15 protein-coding genes are annotated in these 16,904 nt (G+C 69.8%); all 15 read left to right on the top strand.

Features of this window, described 5'->3' with window-relative positions; genetic code table 11:
* Entirely contained in the window at nucleotides 1–741 is a 741-nt protein-coding gene (locus tag ACSFA5_RS30230) for a 4'-phosphopantetheinyl transferase family protein (protein ID WP_435447739.1), read from the top strand.
* On the top strand, nucleotides 738–1,559 hold the full coding sequence (locus tag ACSFA5_RS30225) for a serine aminopeptidase domain-containing protein (RefSeq protein ID WP_435447738.1): 822 nt from the start codon (nucleotides 738–740) through the stop codon (nucleotides 1,557–1,559). Before ACSFA5_RS30230 ends, ACSFA5_RS30225 begins: the two co-directional genes overlap by 4 nt.
* Nucleotides 1,552–2,490: an alpha/beta hydrolase family protein gene (locus tag ACSFA5_RS30220; RefSeq protein ID WP_435447737.1), complete on the top strand. Its 939-nt coding sequence runs from the start codon at nucleotides 1,552–1,554 to the stop codon at nucleotides 2,488–2,490. Before ACSFA5_RS30225 ends, ACSFA5_RS30220 begins: the two co-directional genes overlap by 8 nt.
* A 56-nt stretch (nucleotides 2,491–2,546) precedes the next feature.
* Complete coding sequence (locus ACSFA5_RS30215) at nucleotides 2,547–3,776, top strand: polysaccharide biosynthesis/export family protein (RefSeq protein WP_435447736.1); 1,230 nt, start codon at nucleotides 2,547–2,549, stop codon at nucleotides 3,774–3,776.
* Between the two features lie 35 nt (nucleotides 3,777–3,811).
* Nucleotides 3,812–6,136 (top strand): polysaccharide biosynthesis tyrosine autokinase, encoded by a 2,325-nt coding sequence (locus tag ACSFA5_RS30210; RefSeq protein WP_435447735.1) that lies wholly within the window; start codon nucleotides 3,812–3,814, stop codon nucleotides 6,134–6,136.
* Nucleotides 6,133–6,858: a sugar transferase gene (locus ACSFA5_RS30205; RefSeq protein WP_435447734.1), complete on the top strand. Its 726-nt coding sequence runs from the start codon at nucleotides 6,133–6,135 to the stop codon at nucleotides 6,856–6,858. The genes ACSFA5_RS30210 and ACSFA5_RS30205 overlap by 4 nt, the downstream gene beginning before the upstream one ends.
* A 71-nt stretch (nucleotides 6,859–6,929) precedes the next feature.
* Nucleotides 6,930–7,925 carry a GDP-L-fucose synthase family protein gene (locus ACSFA5_RS30200; RefSeq protein ID WP_435447733.1) on the top strand — a complete coding sequence of 332 codons (996 nt, stop codon included), beginning with the start codon at nucleotides 6,930–6,932 and terminating at the stop codon, nucleotides 7,923–7,925.
* Between the two features lie 42 nt (nucleotides 7,926–7,967).
* Nucleotides 7,968–9,293: a hypothetical protein gene (locus ACSFA5_RS30195; protein ID WP_435447732.1), complete on the top strand. Its 1,326-nt coding sequence runs from the start codon at nucleotides 7,968–7,970 to the stop codon at nucleotides 9,291–9,293.
* Nucleotides 9,294–9,303: 10 nt separating this feature from the next.
* Complete coding sequence (locus ACSFA5_RS30190; protein ID WP_435447731.1) at nucleotides 9,304–10,404, top strand: glycosyltransferase; 1,101 nt, start codon at nucleotides 9,304–9,306, stop codon at nucleotides 10,402–10,404.
* The gene (locus tag ACSFA5_RS30185; protein ID WP_435447730.1) at nucleotides 10,401–11,414 is read left to right on the top strand and encodes a hypothetical protein; all 1,014 of its coding nucleotides are present in this window, start codon (nucleotides 10,401–10,403) and stop codon (nucleotides 11,412–11,414) included. The genes ACSFA5_RS30190 and ACSFA5_RS30185 overlap by 4 nt, the downstream gene beginning before the upstream one ends.
* Before the next feature lie 53 nt (nucleotides 11,415–11,467).
* On the top strand, nucleotides 11,468–12,400 hold the full coding sequence (locus ACSFA5_RS30180) for a hypothetical protein (protein ID WP_435447729.1): 933 nt from the start codon (nucleotides 11,468–11,470) through the stop codon (nucleotides 12,398–12,400).
* A gap of 17 nt (nucleotides 12,401–12,417) precedes the next feature.
* On the top strand, nucleotides 12,418–13,686 hold the full coding sequence (locus ACSFA5_RS30175; protein ID WP_435447727.1) for a polysaccharide biosynthesis protein: 1,269 nt from the start codon (nucleotides 12,418–12,420) through the stop codon (nucleotides 13,684–13,686).
* Nucleotides 13,683–14,918, top strand: a complete 1,236-nt coding sequence (locus tag ACSFA5_RS30170) for a glycosyltransferase WbuB (protein WP_435447726.1) — start codon at nucleotides 13,683–13,685, stop codon at nucleotides 14,916–14,918. The genes ACSFA5_RS30175 and ACSFA5_RS30170 overlap by 4 nt, the downstream gene beginning before the upstream one ends.
* Nucleotides 14,919–14,948: 30 nt before the next feature.
* A complete protein-coding gene (galE, locus tag ACSFA5_RS30165; RefSeq protein WP_435447725.1) occupies nucleotides 14,949–16,097 on the top strand; it encodes a UDP-glucose 4-epimerase GalE in 1,149 nt (382 codons plus the stop codon).
* Nucleotides 16,090–16,866, top strand: a complete 777-nt coding sequence (locus ACSFA5_RS30160; RefSeq protein WP_435447724.1) for a LuxR C-terminal-related transcriptional regulator — start codon at nucleotides 16,090–16,092, stop codon at nucleotides 16,864–16,866. The genes galE and ACSFA5_RS30160 overlap by 8 nt, the downstream gene beginning before the upstream one ends.
* The last annotated feature ends 38 nt before the right edge of the window (nucleotides 16,867–16,904 follow it).

Genomic DNA, 16,904 nt, shown 5'->3' with positions numbered 1-16,904 from the left:
ATGAACAGCTCCGCCTACGCAATGTCCATCGACGCGCCGGTCTGCCGGTACGTCGACCTGGACAGCTTCACCGACCTGCTGCCCGCGCAGCTGCTGTCGGAAGAAGAGTGCACGCGCGCCGCAAGCTTCCGCTTCCCGGCCGACCGGCAGCGTTTCGTGGCCGCGCACATTGCGCTGCGCCAGGCGCTGGCCGAGTACACGGGCCTGCACCACGCGGCGCTGCACCTGGCGACCGGCTCCTTCGGCAAGCCCTCGCTGTCGGGCCACACGCGCACCCAGTTCTCGTTGAGCCACAGCCGGGGCCTGGCGCTGATCGCCATCGGCGGGCGCGGCCCGCTGGGGGCCGACGTCGAGTTGCTGCGCCCGGTGCCGGACGCGGCGGCGCTCGCGGCCGAGCACTTCACGCGGCGCGAGCAGGAGGCGCTGGCCGCGCTGCCCGCGCACGAGCGCGAACGCGCGTTCCTGACCTGCTGGACGCGCAAGGAAGCGTGCCTCAAGGCCATCGGCGTGGGCCTGCTGCTGTCGCCGCAGAGCTTCGAGGTGGGCGTGACGCCGGATTGCCGCAGCGTGGAGCTGTCGGTGGCCGGGCGCATCTTGTGGCTGGTGCTCGGGCCCGCGCCCGAACGGCTGGACTGCGTCGGCTCGCTCGCGGAGTGGCGCCAGACCGAGGCCCGCGCGGGCGCCACGGCCGCATCGGGTTCCTCGGGTTCCTCGAGCCGCATGGCGGAGGCCCACGCATGAGCAACGCCACGCCACTGATGTTCGGGCCGGCCTCGCGCCAGGTCTTCGGTGTGTTCCACCCCGCGGAGGACCACCGCGCCGAGAACACCGCGGTCCTCGTCTGCCCGCCCTTCGGGCAGGAAGGCCTGCGGACGCACCGCTTCTTCAAGGTGCTGGCCGAGCGCTTCGCGCGTTCGGGCATCGCCGCGCTGCGCTTCGACTTCTACGGTTCGGGCGATTCGCCGGGCGACGAGAGCGAAGGCGAGCTCGACGGCTGGCGCCGGGACCTGTGCGCCGCGCACGACGAACTGCGCCGTCGCGCGCCGAATGCGGCCATCGTCTGGATCGGCGCGCGCCTGGGCGCCACCCTGGCCGTGCTGGCCGCGCGCAGCGGGCGCTGCGACCCGGTGCGGCTGGTGCTGTGGGAGCCGGTGATCGACGGCAAGCGCTACGGCCGCCTGCTGCGCGAAGAGCACGTGGCGGCCATCGACACCACCTTCTGCATCCCCGACCTGGCCTGGCGCCGCAGCCTGCTGAGCGAACCCGACGTCCTGCCCGAGGAAGCCCTGGGCACGTCGCTCTCGCCTGCCTTGCGGGCGCAGCTGGCGGCGCTGGTGCCCGAGTCGCTGCCGCTCACGGCGCTGCACGACACGCTGGTGCTGGCCGGGCCCGACGACGCACACACCGCGCAGTGGGCCGCCGACCAGCAGTCGCGCCACATGCCGGTTCGCCTTGCGTACTTCAGCCACCAGCTCGACTGGACGTCCGACCCCTACCCCAACAGCGCGATGGTTCCGGCCGAAGCGCTCAACCGTCTGCAGGGAGCTCTCCATGAATGACATGACACAGACGCCGGTGCGCTTCGGCCCCGGCGATGCGCTGGTGGGCATGCTCACAGCGCCCACCCACCAGGCGCCCGGCGACGTGGCCTGCCTGATGTTCAACATGGGGGCCAACCACCGCGTGGGCCCGCGCCGCATCAACGTGAAGCTGGCGCACATGCTGGCCGCGCGCGGCGTGAGCAGCCTGCGCTTCGACCTGGGCGGCATCGGCGACAGCGACGCGCTGGACACCGCACCCGACGTGCAGACCCGCGCGGTGCACAGCCTGGAGGCGGCCATGGACCTGGGTGAACGCATGCTGGGCGCACGGCAGTTCACCATCGTGGCCATGTGCTCGGGGGTCGAGCAGGCCATGACGGCGGCTGCCGCCGATGCGCGCGTGGTCGGGGTCTCGCTGTTCGACGGCTTCGCCTTTCCGGAACGTCGCTCCCGCTGGGAGCGCACCGTGCGCCGCGCGCTGGCCGCGCCCGCGCACCCCGCGTTTCCGGGCAAGGCCAAGCGCTGGCTGCAGCGTCACTTCCTCAAGGCCCACTCGACCAAGCCGATGCCCGGCTACTTCGCGCCGGCGCGGTCGGCCGCGGAAAACGCGGCCTGGTTCGCCGCGACCCTGAAGCGCCTGGTCGAACGCAAGGTGGCGGTGCAGATGCTGTATTCGGGCTCGCTGCACGTGAACGACCGCGGCCGCGACCAGCTCGGCAACTTCGCCCGCGAGCCGTACACCCAGGCGCTGCAGTACGAATTCATGCGCGAGGTCGACCACACCGTCTGCACGGAGCGGGGACAGCAGCTGTTCCTCCAGTCCGTGGGCGACTGGGTGAGCGAGCGCTGCTTCGGGGCCGCTGCCGCTGCCGGTGCCGAGCGGCGCAGCCCGAGCCGCCCGCTCGCGAGCGCCGAGCACGCCATGCCCACCACCTGGGCCGCGCCCTGACGCGCGCCGGCCCCCATCCAGTCACCCACCCTCAACCGGCCGTCAAGGAGATCACCATGCAACGCCCAGATCCAGCGACGCAGTCATGCGGCTCGCGCCCCCTCCCCGCCTGGAGCCAGGCCAAGGCCAACGCCCACAACGACGACCGGCTGCGATGGCTGGGCCTGGGCCTGGGCCTGCTGCTGTCGCTCGGGCTGATGGCGCTGTCCGGCTGCGCGCCGGGCTTCGGCGGCGTGACCCCCCTGGGCTTCACCCCTTCCACGGGCGACAGCACCGCCTCGGCCGAGGGCAACAAGATCATCCCGATCACGCCCGACCTGATCCGCTCGCAGATGGCGCGCAAGCCCACCAGCGTGCCCGACAGCGTGAAGCGGCTGTTCACCACGGCGCCGGTCTACACCATCGGGCCGGGCGACGTGGTCGGCATCATCGTGTACGACCATCCGGAGCTGCTGCCGAACGCCGGCGCGGTCATCGCGCAGCAGTCCGACCCCACCGGCGTCAGCGTGGCGCCCGGCTTCATCGTCGGCGCCAACGGCGAGATCAGCTTTCCGTACATCGGCCGCACCAAGGTGCAGGGACTGACCGAGACCGGCGCGTCGGAGCTGGTGGCGGGGCGCATCAAGGCCTTCATCAAGGACCCGCAGGTCACGGTGCGCATCCAGTCGTTCCGCAGCCAGCGCGCCTACGTGCAGGGCGAGGTGCGCACGCCGGGCCTGCAGATCTTCACCGACGTGCCGATGACGCTGTCGGAGGCCATCAGCCGCGCGGGCAGCTTCACCACGGCCGGCGACCGGGCCCGCGTCACGCTCACGCGCGGCGGTGTTTCCACCGTGGTCGACCTGCCGATGCTGCAGTCGCTGGGCCTGGAAGGCAACAGCATCCCGCTGCGCAACGGCGACGTGATCAACGTCGGCACCCGCGAGGACAGCCGGGTCTACGTGATGGGCGAAGTGCGGTCCCCGTCGTCGCTGCAGATGCGCATGAGCGGGCGCCTGAGCCTGAACGAGGCGCTGGGCGACGCGGGCGGGCCCGACCTGCTGTCGTCCGACCCCGGCCAGATCTACGTGGTGCGCAACGCGCCGGACAACCTGGACGTGCAGCAGATCTTCGCCCTGAACGCGAAGAACCCGGCGGCGCTCGCGCTGGCCGACCGCTTCGAGCTGATGCCGCGCGACGTGGTCTATGTCGACCACGTGCCGCTGGTCACCTGGAACCGCGTGATCAGCCTGATTCTTCCGGCCGCCCAGGTCGTGAACCTCGGCCGCGACACCGCGCGCCGCTGAACGCACACACCCCGCAACACGTAAAGGTGAACTTCATGAACGCGCGCTGGCAAGCTTCTCTTCCCGTACCCGCTGCCGCCCCCATGACGGTGGTGGAGACCACGGCCTGGCCGAGGGAGTCCCGCTTCAGGGAGTACCTCGACGTGCTGATCGACAACCGCTGGCTCATCGGCACCATCACGGCACTGGCGCTGCTGGTGGGCGTGAGCTACGCGCTGTTCGGGCCGCGCGTGTACGAGGCCAACATCCTGATCCAGGTCGAGGACCCCGAGCGTTCGGCCGGCAACTTTCCGGGCGACGCCAACGGCGCCGGGGCCATCAACACCAAGACGCCGACCGCCGGCGAGACCGAGATCCTGAAGTCGCGCATGGTGCTGGGCCAGGCGATGGAGAACACCAGGCTCTTCATCGGTGCCAGGCCGCACTACATCCCGGTGGTGGGCGAGTTCATCGCACGGCATTCGAGCCAGCTCTCCACTCCTGGCGTCTTCGGCATCGGCAATTTCGTCTCGGGTACCGAGCGGATCGCCGTGGCGCAGATGGACGTGCCGGCCGCGTTCGAGGGCAAGAATTTCACGCTGATCGCGGGCGACGGCGGCAACTACACGCTGAGCCAACCCGACCTGGAAGCGCCGCTGAAGGGCACCGTCGGCGTGCCGCTGGACGCCGCGGTGCCCGGCGGCACCCTGCACCTGCTGGTGGGCTCGCTCGATGCCCGGCCCGGCGGCGCGTTCGACCTGGTGCGTTACTCGAAGCAGCTCACCCTGCTGGGCCTGCAGAAAGACTTGCGCGTGGTCGAGAAGGGCAAACAGTCCGGCGTGATGGACATCAGCCTGCAGGCCGAGAACCGCGGCCAGCTGGCCGACGTGCTCAACGAGATCTCGCGCCTGTACGTGCGCCAGAACATCGACCAGAAGACGGTGCAGGCCGAACGCGCGCTGGCGTTCCTGGGCACCGAGCTGCCCAAGTTCAAGGCGCAGCTGGAGCAGTCGGAAGACAGCTACAACCAGTACCGCAACCAGAACGGCACCATCAGCCTGGACGACGAGGCGCGCAACGCGCTGTCGCAGAACGTCGACCTGCAGGCCAAGCTGCTCGACGCGAAGCAAAAGCGCCTGGACCTGGTGGGGCGCTTCACTTCCGCGCACCCGGCCGTGCAGACGCTGGACACGCAGATCGCCTCGCTGAAGAAAGAGCTCGGCTCGGTCGACGGGCGCATCCGCCGCATGCCCATGCTGCAGCAGAACTCGCTGCGCATGCAGCGCGACATCAAGGTCAACACCGACCTGTACGCCACGCTGCTGAACAGCTCGCTGCAGATGCGCCTGGCCAAGGAGGGCAAGGTGGCCAACGTGCGCGTGCTCGACCAGGCGCTGCTGGCCGAGAAGCCGGTGCGGCCCAAGCCGCTGATCGTGGTCGCGCTGGCGCTGGCGGGCGGCCTGTTCTTCGGCGGCGCCGCGGCGCTGGCGCGCAAGAACCTGAAGCGTTCCATCGGCAACCCCGAGGACATCGAGACCGTCACCGGCCTGAACGTGTACAGCACCGTCCCGCTGAGCACCCAGCAGCGCGTGCTCGACCGCGCCATCCGCGACGGCAAGCCCGGCATCAAGGTGCTGGCCGCGCTGCACGTGGAAGACCCCGCGCTGGAAGGCCTGCGCCGCCTGCGCACCGCGCTGAAGTTCGTGATGCTGGGCGCGCCCAACAACCGGGTGCTGATCTCCAGCGCCACCCCGGGCGCCGGCAAGACCTTCGTGTCGTCGAACTTCGCCACGCTGCTGGCCGCCTCGGGCCAGCGCGTGCTGCTGATCGACGCCGACCTGCGCCGCGGCAGCCTGAGCGAGGAGTTCGGCCTGCAACGCAAGGACGGGATGGCCGACGTGCTCGCCGGCGGCGTGCCGCTCGAGCAGGGCATCCACCACCACGTGCTGCCGAACCTGGACGTGATGAGCGCGGGCACCCTGCACCCCGACCCCGCCGGCCTGATGACCAGCGACGCCTTCGCGCACACGCTGCAGACGCTGTCGGCGCGCTACGACGTGGTGATCGTCGATGCGCCCCCCACCCTGCTGGCCTCCGAGACCGCGGCGATGGCGCCGAGCATGGGCACCTTGCTGCTGGTGGCGCGCGCCGACAACAGCGAGATGGGCGAGCTGCTGGAAAGCGCCAAGCGCCTGGCCCATGTGGGCGCCGCGTTCCACGGGGTGGTGTTCAACGCGGTGGACACCTCGCAACGCCAGCACCGCAGCTACAGCTACGGCTACTACGGCTATGCACCGGCCCGCCGCGATCCCGCCGTTGCAATGGACGTGGCCGACACCGTCATGCCCAAGCGCATCGAACCGGAGCACGCCACATCATGAACACGCTTCGATCCAGCTCCTCCGCGCGCCAGGGCACCGGTGGTGCGCCCGGCGCACCCGGCACCCTTGCGGCCAACACGTCCGTGTACGGCCCGCTCGGCGGCGCGGCCTGGCTGCGGCATGCCAAGCGCGCGGCCGACATCCTGATGGCCGGCTCGTTCTTCCTGTTCTTCGGCTGGGCCTATGCGCTCATCTGGCTCGGCGTGTTGTTCACGTCGGGCGGGCCGGCCATCTACATGCAGCCGCGCTACGGCCGGGACGGCCGCGTCTTCAAGTTCTACAAGTTCCGCTCGATGGTGGCGGAGTCGGACGCGGTGCTGGCGCGCCACCTGCGCGAGAACGAGGCCGCCCGGCGCGAGTGGGCGGTCTACCAGAAGCTGCAGGACGACCCGCGCATCACCCGCTTCGGCGCCATCCTGCGCAAGTACAGCATCGACGAGTTCCCGCAGTTCTGGAACGTGCTCAAGGGCGACATGAGCATGGTCGGACCGCGCCCCTGCATGTTCACGCAGAAGGACCTGTACGGCGACTACTGGGCCCACTACTGCGCCGTGCGCCCGGGCATCACCGGCCTGTGGCAGATCAGCGGGCGCAACGAGATCAGCTACCGCCGCCGCGCCGCCATGGACGCGGAGTACGTGGCGCGGCTGTCGCTGTGGCGCGATCTCGCGATCCTGCTGAAGACCTTCGGCGTGGTGACCGGCGCGCGCGGGTCGCGCTAGGCGGCCCCCTCCCCGCGCACCCGCTTCGATTTCGTCTCTCCGGTTTCTTCAACCTCTTCACGAAAGCTCCTATGCGTATCTTTGTTGCAGGTCACCGCGGCATGGTGGGTCAGGCGGCCACACGGCGCCTGAGCGAACTGGGCCACGACGTGGTCACCCGAACGCGCACCGAACTCGACCTTCTGGACCAGGCGGGCGTGGCGCGTTTCTTCGCCACGGAGCAGATCGACCAGGTCTACCTGGCGGCGGCCAAGGTGGGCGGCATCCACGCCAACATGACCTACCCCGCCCAGTTCATCTACGAGAACCTGGTCATTGCCACCAACGTCACGCACCAGGCATTCGTGGCGGGCGTGAAGCGGCTGCTGTTCCTGGGCTCCAGCTGCATCTACCCGCGCCTGGCCGAGCAGCCGATCCGCGAGGAGTACCTGCTCAACGGCCGGCTGGAGCCCACCAACGAGCCCTATGCGATCGCCAAGATCGCCGGGCTCAAGCTGTGCGAAAGCTACAACCGCCAGTACGGCGCCACGCACGGCATCGACTACCGCAGCGTGATGCCGACCAACCTGTACGGCCCCGGCGACAACTACCACCTGGAAAACAGCCACGTAGTGCCGGCGCTGGTCCAGCGCTTCCACCTGGCGAAGATCAGCAATGCGCCCAGCGTGCTGATCTGGGGCAGCGGCCGCGCGCGGCGCGAGTTCCTCTACGTCGACGACATGGTCGAGGGCTGCCTGGAGGTGATGAACCTCTCGCGCGCCGAGTACGAGCAGCAGACCGACGCCATGCGCGGCCACATCAACCTGGGCACCGGCATCGACGTGTCGATCGCCGAGCTCACCGAACTGATCCGCGAAGTGGTGGGCTACACCGGCAGCATTCGATACGACCTCGCGCAGCCCGACGGCGCACCGAGAAAGCTGCTCGACGTGTCGCGCGCCGCCACCCTCGGCTGGCACGCGAAGGTGGCGCTGGCCGAGGGGCTGCGCCGCACCTATGCGGACTACCAGAAGGCCATCCGGCCGATCGAGGAGTCCGAGCACGTGCAGGCCCCCGCGCACGTCTGAGCCCATCCGCTCAGCCCCCGCCCCATCACCGACAGGCTCACCATGCGAACCCTTTCCTTCTGGTCCGGCATCGTTTGCGCGCTGCTTTGCGGCCTGGTCGACCCGGTGTGGGGCTACGCGGCGGTGGCCGCGCTGTCGCTGGTGCAGCTGTCGATGCTGGGCGCCCCGGGCGCCAGCGTGTTCCTGCTGATCCACTACGCGGCGATCCTCACGTACTTCTCGATCGCGCCGGCGATGCAGATCTCGAACGACGTCGGGTTCTGGGACGCCGGCGTGCTCGGCACCGCGGCGCACACGCAGGCGCTGGTGCTGCTGCTGCTGTACATGGCCGGCGTGGAGGCAGCGCGGCTGGGCGTGCCCGATGCGCCGGCGCGAGCGCACCGCCACACCGTGGTGCATCCCGCGGGCGCGGCTCACCCGGCGCTGCTGCTGATGAGCTGCTCGCTGGCCGCATTCGCGGTGCTGCTGGTTCGCCCCGATCTCAACTTCGTGGCACGCGGCATCGTGGGCGACGAAGAGAGCGTGCCGGTCGACCTCATCTTCTATTCCACGCTGCCCAAGCTGATCGTGCTGGTGTGCTTCGTGGCGCTGGCGATTCACGCGGCGCGCAGCAAGACGGTGTGGTCCTGGTGCGCCGCGAGCCTGGCGGCGGCCCTGGCACTGATTGCGGCCAACCCCGTGAACACCGCGCGGCAGGTGCTGCTGATCGGGCTGCTGCCGCTGCTCATCCACGCCTTCGGGCGCGGGCGGCGCTGGCTGCTGGCCGCGGTGGTGTTCGGCGCCATCGCGGGCCTGGGTCCGGTGCTGAACCTGATCTCGCGCGGCAGCCTGTGGGGCGAAGAGCTCACGACCTTTCCGTTCAGCCAGGACTTCGACGCCCAGTACGTGGTGGCCGGCATCCTGGAGCGCGCGCCCATTCCGGACCTCGGTTGGGGCCGCTACCTGCTCTCGGCCGTGTCCTTCTTCCTGCCGCGCGACCTGAAGATGTTCCCGGACTTCGACCCGCTCGGCTGGTCGGCCATCCTGGGCAATTTCTCGCAGAGCAACCTGTCGCTGCCGCCGTTCACCACGGCCTACTTCGACTTCGGCCTGGCGGGGCCCGCCCTGCTGGGGCTGGCGATTTCGGCGGGCTTTCGCTGGGTCGACCGGGCCGTCGATCCCGACGGCCCGCTGTCAGGGCCCTACCTGTCGGCCCTGGTGCTGCTGGCCGCCTACGTGCCGTTCATGCGCGGACCCATCCTCGGCTGGGGGCCGTTCGCGGTCTCGGGCCTGATCGCGGCGCTGATCGCCGGTGTGCTGAGTTCGCGCGCCCGCCATGTCCGGCGCGCGACCCTGCGCGCGGTGCAGCGCGATGTCTCGAACGTCTGAGGACGCACACATGGCCACCTACCTGTACTACGACACCATCCGCCTGAACCAGGCGGCCGGCGGTGTGCTGAACGTGTCCGAGGTGCTGCTGCGCAACATGCGGCTGTCGCGCGACGACCGGGTCGAGGCGGTCAGCGAACGGCACCCGCGCCTGTACGAAGCGGCGCGGCGCCTGGGACTCAGCCGCTTCCTGTTCGAGACGCTGCTCTACAACTTCCACGGCCTGCGCAGGCTGCTGACGGGCGAGCAGGTGTTCTCGGTGTTTCCGAACTACTTCCTGCCGTTCGCGCTGTTCGGGCGCCACAGGGATTCGCTCGTCATCGTGCACGACCTGCAGTACAAGGCCTATCCGCAGTACTTCAGCCGCGCCAAGCGCCTGTTCCTCGACTGGAGCCTGTGGCGCGCGGCGCGCGGCGAAGCGGACGTGGTGTTCATCAGCAAGAGCAGCCAGCAGGACTTCGAACGGTACTTCGGGCGCTGCGCGCATCCGGCGGTGATCTTCAATCCGGTGGACGTGCCGCGCGCCGTCGCGGCGCCCAAGCCGGCGAATCCCGCCAACCCGGGTGGGGCGGCCAGCGATCGCTACCTGATCGCGGCCTACCACTACTACCCGCACAAGAACTTCGGCGGCATCCTGGCCCTGTTCGAACGCATGAAGCGCGCGGGCCTGGTCGACTGTCTCGACATCACCGGCAACGGGGCGGCCGATGTGGAGCGCATGGTGGCCGCGCTCGCGCCCGAGGTGCGCGGCGCCGTGCGGCACCGGGGGCTGGTGTCGCGCGAGGAGCTGATCCGGCTGTACCTCGGCGCCACGGCGTTCATCTCGCTGTCGACCTTCGAGGGCTTCAACCTCTCGGCCGCCGAGGCGGCCACGCTGGGCGTGCCGCTGCTGCTGTCGGACATTCCCGTGCACCGCGAGCTCTTCGCGGGCTACGGCTTCTTCGTGGGCAGCGCGTCCAGCGACCCCTACCGGCTCGCCAAGTACCTCGCGGGGCACGAACGCACGCACCCGGTCTGGCCGCATGCCGCCGTCTGCGCGCCCGCGGCGGTGGCCGGGCGCTACCTCACGCTCAAGCGCGGCGCGGTCTCCCTCACCCGGGCCTTGCCATGAAGACCTTTCCCGCCGTGATGGTCCGCGTGGTCGCGGCGCTGCTTTTCGGGGCGGCGCTGGTGGCGGTCATCGCACAGCCGAAGGCACCGCAAGACGCGCCGAAGGGCACGCCGGCGGCCCCGCCCTCGCAACCCATGCAGTCCGCGCAGCCCGGCGCCTCCGTGCCCGGCCTCGGCGTGATGGTGCACTACCTGCCCGACAAGCAAAGCATCCGCGAGGTGATGCGCTTCGACGTCGAGTCCTTCGCGAACCAGCTCGCCGAGATGCGGGTGTCGCACCTCATCCTGACACTGGGGCAGAACAACGGCCAGTACATCGCGCCCAACTCGGCGCTCGAGGTGCTGTGCCCCGCCAGCGCGAAGAACCGCCCGCCGCGCGACCTTCCGCTGGAAATCGGCCAGGCCCTGCGCAGCCGCGGCATCGCAATGATTCTGTACCTGCCGTTTCGCGCCCCGCAGGCCGACCGCTACCTGATGGAGTGCCTGGGCGACGTGAACGAGCAGCAGCCGCCGCCCGCGAAGTTCATCGCCGCCTGGTCGAGCGTGATCCGCGACTGGTCGGAGCACTACGGCCCGCTGGCCGCCGGCTGGTGGTTCGACGGCACCTACAACACCACGGGCGTGACGACGGCCGGCTGGGAACAGCTGTGCGGCGCCGCACGCAGCGGCGCGGCCAACCGCCTGCTGGCCTTCAACTCCGGCGAAGGCGCGCAGCGCTTCAGCCTGAAGTCGGCGCCCTGCCAGAACCTGATGGCGGGCGAATACATGGAGCCGCCCGCGCACCCGGTGCCGCCGCCCTCTGAACTCATGTTCCACGTGCTCACGCCGCTCACCGCTTCCTGGGGACGCGAGGCGCCGGCGCGCTTCACGGCCGGGCAGTTGCGCAACTGGATCTCCGAGGCGGCCGCCGCACGCGGCCTCCTCACGCTGGACATGCCCGTGGATGCCACCGGCCGCTTCATGCCCGCGCACGTCGCGCTGCTGAAGAGCGTGACCGCGCGCAAGCCCTGAACACCACCGAATCTGTCACACGTCCATTTTTCAAAAACCACCCCTCGAACACCATGAAACCCTCCCTGCCCTTCATCGTCGTGGAAGACCGCCAGAACAAGACGCTCGCGCTGTGCCGTGAATCGGCGGTGCTGGCGCAGGAACAGCTGTTCGTGCTGTCGAAGACCGACGCCGGCGCGAGCTACGAACGCTTCTGCAAGTCGTACGTGCACCTGTCGAGCAACTCCGCCGAGTTCGAGAAGATCTGCTTTCGGCGCTACTTTCTGCTTGCGCAGTTTCTGGAATCCAGCCCCGAGGTGCGCGAGTTCGTGCTGATCGACAGCGACGTGCTGCTCTTTCAGGGCGCCGCCGCCCACATTGCAAGCCTGGTGGGCAAGGCCGACTTCTCGGGCTCGTCGATGCAGTCGGCCGACGGCTGGAACCCCTGCCAGATCTCGCCGCACGTGAGCTACTGGACCGCCAACGGGCTGCGCCGCTTCGTGGCCTATGTGCTCGACAGCTACGCCACGCCCTCGGGCCGGCGCAAGCTGCGCGAAATTGCCGCGCGCTTCGCGGCGCGCGGCGTGCGAGGCGGTGTGTCCGACATGACGCTGCTGTACCTGTGGGCACGCACCACCGGCAACGACGCGCCCATCAACCGGGTGCTCGACGGCACCGTCATCGACCACAACATCAACGGCATGCAGAACCTGCTGCCGCGCGAGTTCAGGGTTCGCGGCGGCGCCAAGCGCATTGCCTACAGCGACGGCAAGGCGTGGCTGACCACCGAAGCCGGCCAGGCGACGCGCGTGGTCGCGCTGCACTTCCAGGGCAGCGCCAAGATGGCCATGCCCTATGCGCTGCGCGGCCACATGCACACCGTGGCGGCCGTGACCTACGCGCTGCAGATGGCGCGCCGCGGCAAGAACTACGCGTTCAGGGCGGCTGCGTTCACGCGCCGGCTGTTGGACACGCGCCGCGTGGCCCACGCTTCGACCGGCAAGTGACGCGCCGCAGCGACGCCATGAAGCCTTTCAACCCCTCCCTCACCCTGCCCGGCGCACGCATGGCCTGGCTCTCGGGCCTGGGCGCGCTGGCTTCGCGGCTGTATGTGTACCTGTCGGGTTTCGTGGCCGTCTTCCTGATGGCGGCGACCATTCCGCCGGCGCGCTTCGGCGAGTACTCGGTGTACCAGTCGGTCATCGAGGTGGCGCTGGTGCTGGGCACGCTGGGCAGCTCGCTGCTGTTCTCGCGCCACGCGGCCGGCGGGCCGCCCGGTGCGCCGGGCGTGACGCGCGGCGACATGGTGCGCACCCTGTCCATCGGCCTGCCGCTGGCCGCGGTGCTGGTCACGGTGATCCTGGCGGTGCAGCGCCTGCCGGTGGGCGATGCGCCCTTCGCGCTGGTGGTCGCCACGCTGGCGATCTTTTCGTTCAACAGCCTGCGCCTGTCGTTCAGCCGCGGCCTGGGCCATGCGGGCCTGCTCAACCTGGAGGCCGGCATCCGCTCGACCATCCTGGTAGCGGGCGTGAGCCTGTGCGCGGCGCTGAAGTTCGACCTGGGCGTGGCGCACCTGCTGCTCATCAACCTGTTCGCGCTGGTGGTGGTGTGCGTGGCCGTCGGCCTGCCGGGCAACGGCGCGGCGCCGCCGGCCGGGCCGGCCGCCATCGGCCTGGCCTCGCAGGGCAGCGCCACGGTGTATTCGCTGCTCATGTTCCTGCTGCGCAAGTCGGACCTGCTGGTGGTGGCGTACTTCATGCCGCTGGGCTACGTGGGCGCCTTCAAGCTCGCCTTCCTGCTGGCCGAGGCGCCTTCGCAGTTCGTGCAGGCCTTCCTGTTCACCAAGACGCGGGCCATGCTGGAGGCCGACCCGAAGCACTTCGGCGACGCGCAGCTGGGGCTGGCGCGCCATTCGTTCCTGCTCGGCTGCGGCCTGTTCGTGGGCCTGGGCTGCGTCATGGCGGTGGCCGCGCCGCTGCTCAAGCTGGGCGACGAGGCCCGCAGCATCTTCCTTTGCATCGCGCCGTATTACCTGCTGCGCACCTACACCATCCACCACGAGATGGTGCTGTCGCTGAAGACCTCGATGGGGTCGCTCGGCCGATGGGCGCTGCTGGAGGTGGCGCTGCGCTTCCTCTCGTACGGCGTGGTGATTGTGCTGTTTCCCGGCAAGCCGCACTACGTGTTCCTGCTGGCCTGCGTGTCCGACTTCGTGCTGTACGAGACGCGCATGCGCCTGGTCTTCGGCTTCTTCCCCATCCAACGGCTGCTGCGCGCGAGGTCGCTCACGTGAAAATTCTTCTCTACTCGATGAACTTCACTCCCGAGCTGGCCGGCATCGGCAAGTACTCGGGAGAAATGGCGCAGTGGCTGCATGCACGCGGGCACGACGTGCGCGTGATCGCCGCGCCGCCCTTCTTTCCGCAGTGGTCGGTGTTCGACGGCTACTCGGCCTGGCGCTACCGCAAGACGGTGTGGAACGGCATCACGGTATGGCGCGCGCCCACCTGGGTGCCGAAGAAACCGCGCACGCTGGCGCGCATGGCGCACCTGTTCTCCTTCATGCTGTCGAGCATTCCGCTGCTGTTCGCGCAGATGCGCTGGAAGCCCGACGTGGTGTTCGTGGTGGAGCCGCCGCTGTTCTGCGCGCCCTCGGTGCTGTTCTTCTCCAAGCTGGTGGGCATCAAGTCGTGGCTGCACATCCAGGACTACGAGGTGGACGCCGCCTTCGGCCTGGGCTGGCTCAGCGGCGAGCGGGTGCAGCGCTTCGCACGCTCGGCCGAGCACTGGCTGCTGGGCAAGTTCAGCCGGGTGTCGACCATTTCCACCGCCATGGTCGACAAGGCCCGCGGCAAGGGGGTGCCCGACAGCCGCGTGGTGCTGTTTCCCAACTGGGTGGACGTGAAGTCCATCCACCCCACGCCGGCCAACACCTCGCCCGACGGCTACCGCGCCGCGATGGGCATTCCGCAGGACGCGGTGGTCGTGCTGTATTCGGGCAGCCTGGGCAGCAAGCAGGGCATCGAGCTGCTGGCCGAGGCGGCGCAGTTGCTGGTGTGCTCGCACGACATCCACTTCGTGTTCTGCGGCAACGGCCCCAGCCGCGCGTCGCTGAAGGACGCCTGCCTGCGCCTGGCCAACGTGCACTTCCTGGACCTGCAGCCGGCCGACCGGCTCAACGAACTGCTGGGCATGGCCGACATCCACGTGCTGCCGCAGCGCGCCGATGCCGCCGACCTCGTCATGCCCTCGAAGCTGGGCGGCATGCTGGCCAGCGGGCGCGCCGTGATCGTCACCGCGCATGCCGGCACCGAGCTGAGCAACGTGGTGTCGGGCCGCGGCGTGGTGGTCGAGCCCGGCGACGCGGCGGCGCTGGCCGACGCCATCGAGCAGCTCGCCATGTCGCGCCAGACGCGCGAGGAAATGGGCGCGGCGGGCCGGCGTTTCGCCGAGTCCGCACTCGACCAGGACGCCATCCTGCAGCGGCTCGAGCGCGAGTTGCAGCGCTGCGTGGCCGTCGGCTGACCCACCCCCACCACCCACGGAGCACCGACCATGAGCCTGCACGACAAGATCCTGGTGACCGGCGGCGCCGGCTTCATCGGCAGCCACACCTGCGTGGCGCTGATCGAGGCGGGCTACCAGCCGGTGGTGCTCGACTCGCTCGTCAACAGCGACGCGCGCTCGCTGCAGCGGGTGGCCTGCATCACCGGTGTGGCGCCCGTGCTGGTGCGCGGCGACGTGCGCGACGCCGCCCTGCTCGACCGCGTGCTGGCGGACCCGGCGATCCGGGCGGTCGTGCACCTCGCGGGCCTGAAGGCGGTGGGCGAATCGGTGGCCGACCCGGTGAGCTACTACGACGTCAACCTCGCCGGCACGCTGGCGCTGGTGCAGGCCATGGCGCGCGCCAGCGTGCGCACGCTGGTGTTCTCTTCTTCGGCCACGGTCTACGGCGACGCGCAGCACTCCCCCATTCCAGAGAGCGCGCCTTGCGCTGCAGTCAACCCCTACGGCCGCACCAAGGCCATGGTGGAAAGCGTGCTGGCCGACCTGGCGCACGCCGACCCGCGCTGGGGCATCGCCTGCCTGCGCTACTTCAACCCGGTGGGCGCGCACGAAAGCGGCTTGCTCGGCGAGCGTCCGCACGGCCCGCCCGCCAACCTCATGCCCTACATCTCGCAGGTGGCGGCCGGAGAACGCGAGTTTTTGCTGGTGCACGGCACCGACTACGACACCGTCGACGGCACCGGCGTGCGCGACTACGTGCACGTGATGGACGTGGCCGAAGGCCATGTGGCCGCGTTGCGCCACGCCACGCGCAGCCCGGGCCTGCTGATGAGCAACCTCGGCACCGGCCGCGGCGCCTCGGTGCTGGAGGTGGTGGCCGCGTTCGAACGCGCGAGCGGCCGGCGCATCGCCCTGCGCCTGGGGCCGCGCCGCGCCGGCGATGCACCGGCCTACTGGGCCGACGCGCGCGGCGCGCGCGACGTGCTCGGCTGGCGCGCGCAGCGCGACCTCGACCAGATGTGCGCCGACAGCTGGCGCTGGCAGGCCATCAATCCGCACGGTTTCGACGACCCGGTGGCGCCGCGAATGCAGCCACAGCCACAGCCCGCCTGGGCTCCCGATACCGGGGTCGTCCCGGTCTTCGCCGCGGACATGCCGCGCTTCCACACATCCACCCTGGGGCACTCCAATGTCTGACAACGTACTTCAATCCTTCGGCGAACAGAACGACGGCCGCTCGGGGTATCCGCCGGGCATCCTGCCGCCGGCCGCGCCCCTGTGGCCCGGCTTCCTGACCGGCCAGCAGGACGCCCCGGTGCGCGTGCTGCTGGTCGACGACGACGAGTTCATGCGCCGCGTCATTGCACAGGAACTGCTGTCGGACCTGCGCATCCAGCTCGAAGGCCAGGCCGGCAGCCTGCGCGACGGGCGCCGGCTGATCGCCAGCCACGAGTTCGATGTGCTCATGGTCGACCTGCGGCTGGGCGACGGCACCGGCTTCGACCTGATCCGCGAAGCCCGCAAGCTCAACAGCACGGCCGAGGTCATCGTCATCACCGCGCTGGAGGACGAAGCCCACGTGCTGCAGGCCTTCGAGCTCGGCGCCACCGGCTACCTGCTGAAGGATGCGTGGCTGCAGAGCTTTGCGCAGGCCGTGCTGCAGGTGGTCAACGGCGGTGCGGCCATCACGCCGCGCCTGGCCCGCCGGCTGCTGTCCCGGCTGAGCCACCGGCCCGCCGGCGCGCCGCCCTCGGTGGAGGCGCCCCAGCGCGAGGCCACGCTGACGGCGCGCGAATGCGAGGTGCTGCGCTTCGTGGCGCGCGGCCATGTCACCGAGGAAATCGGCACCCAGCTGGGCATTTCGGGGCAGACCGTCAATGCCCACATCAAGAACATCTACAAGAAATTGCACGTGCATTCGCGCGCGCAGGCCGTGAGCTATGCGGCGTACTCCGGGCTGATCTGAGCCCGCCTCCTGCCCCCACTCCCCCACACACCAACCTT

It is taken from the genome of Variovorax monticola (genome assembly GCF_051216855.1).
Lineage (GTDB): Bacteria > Pseudomonadota > Gammaproteobacteria > Burkholderiales > Burkholderiaceae_C > Variovorax.
Note: the sequence above shows the minus strand (reverse complement) of the source record. Positions and strands in the feature narration are given on the sequence as shown.

Bases quoted from the DNA above. Each gene is read 5' to 3' on its own strand.
- ACSFA5_RS30185 (WP_435447730.1), top strand. From the start codon at position 10,401: ATGAAGACCTTTCCCGCCGTGATGGTCCGCGTGGTCGCGGCGCTGCTT.
- ACSFA5_RS30190 (WP_435447731.1), top strand. From the start codon at position 9,304: ATGGCCACCTACCTGTACTACGACACCATCCGCCTGAACCAGGCGGCC.
- ACSFA5_RS30205 (WP_435447734.1), top strand. From the start codon at position 6,133: ATGAACACGCTTCGATCCAGCTCCTCCGCGCGCCAGGGCACCGGTGGT.
- ACSFA5_RS30215 (WP_435447736.1), top strand. From the start codon at position 2,547: ATGCAACGCCCAGATCCAGCGACGCAGTCATGCGGCTCGCGCCCCCTC.
- ACSFA5_RS30200 (WP_435447733.1), top strand. From the start codon at position 6,930: ATGCGTATCTTTGTTGCAGGTCACCGCGGCATGGTGGGTCAGGCGGCC.
- ACSFA5_RS30225 (WP_435447738.1), top strand. From the start codon at position 738: ATGAGCAACGCCACGCCACTGATGTTCGGGCCGGCCTCGCGCCAGGTC.
- ACSFA5_RS30160 (WP_435447724.1), top strand. From the start codon at position 16,090: ATGTCTGACAACGTACTTCAATCCTTCGGCGAACAGAACGACGGCCGC.
- ACSFA5_RS30195 (WP_435447732.1), top strand. From the start codon at position 7,968: ATGCGAACCCTTTCCTTCTGGTCCGGCATCGTTTGCGCGCTGCTTTGC.
- ACSFA5_RS30210 (WP_435447735.1), top strand. From the start codon at position 3,812: ATGAACGCGCGCTGGCAAGCTTCTCTTCCCGTACCCGCTGCCGCCCCC.
- ACSFA5_RS30180 (WP_435447729.1), top strand. From the start codon at position 11,468: ATGAAACCCTCCCTGCCCTTCATCGTCGTGGAAGACCGCCAGAACAAG.
- galE (WP_435447725.1), top strand. From the start codon at position 14,949: ATGAGCCTGCACGACAAGATCCTGGTGACCGGCGGCGCCGGCTTCATC.
- ACSFA5_RS30230 (WP_435447739.1), top strand. From the start codon at position 1: ATGAACAGCTCCGCCTACGCAATGTCCATCGACGCGCCGGTCTGCCGG.
- ACSFA5_RS30220 (WP_435447737.1), top strand. From the start codon at position 1,552: ATGAATGACATGACACAGACGCCGGTGCGCTTCGGCCCCGGCGATGCG.
- ACSFA5_RS30175 (WP_435447727.1), top strand. From the start codon at position 12,418: ATGAAGCCTTTCAACCCCTCCCTCACCCTGCCCGGCGCACGCATGGCC.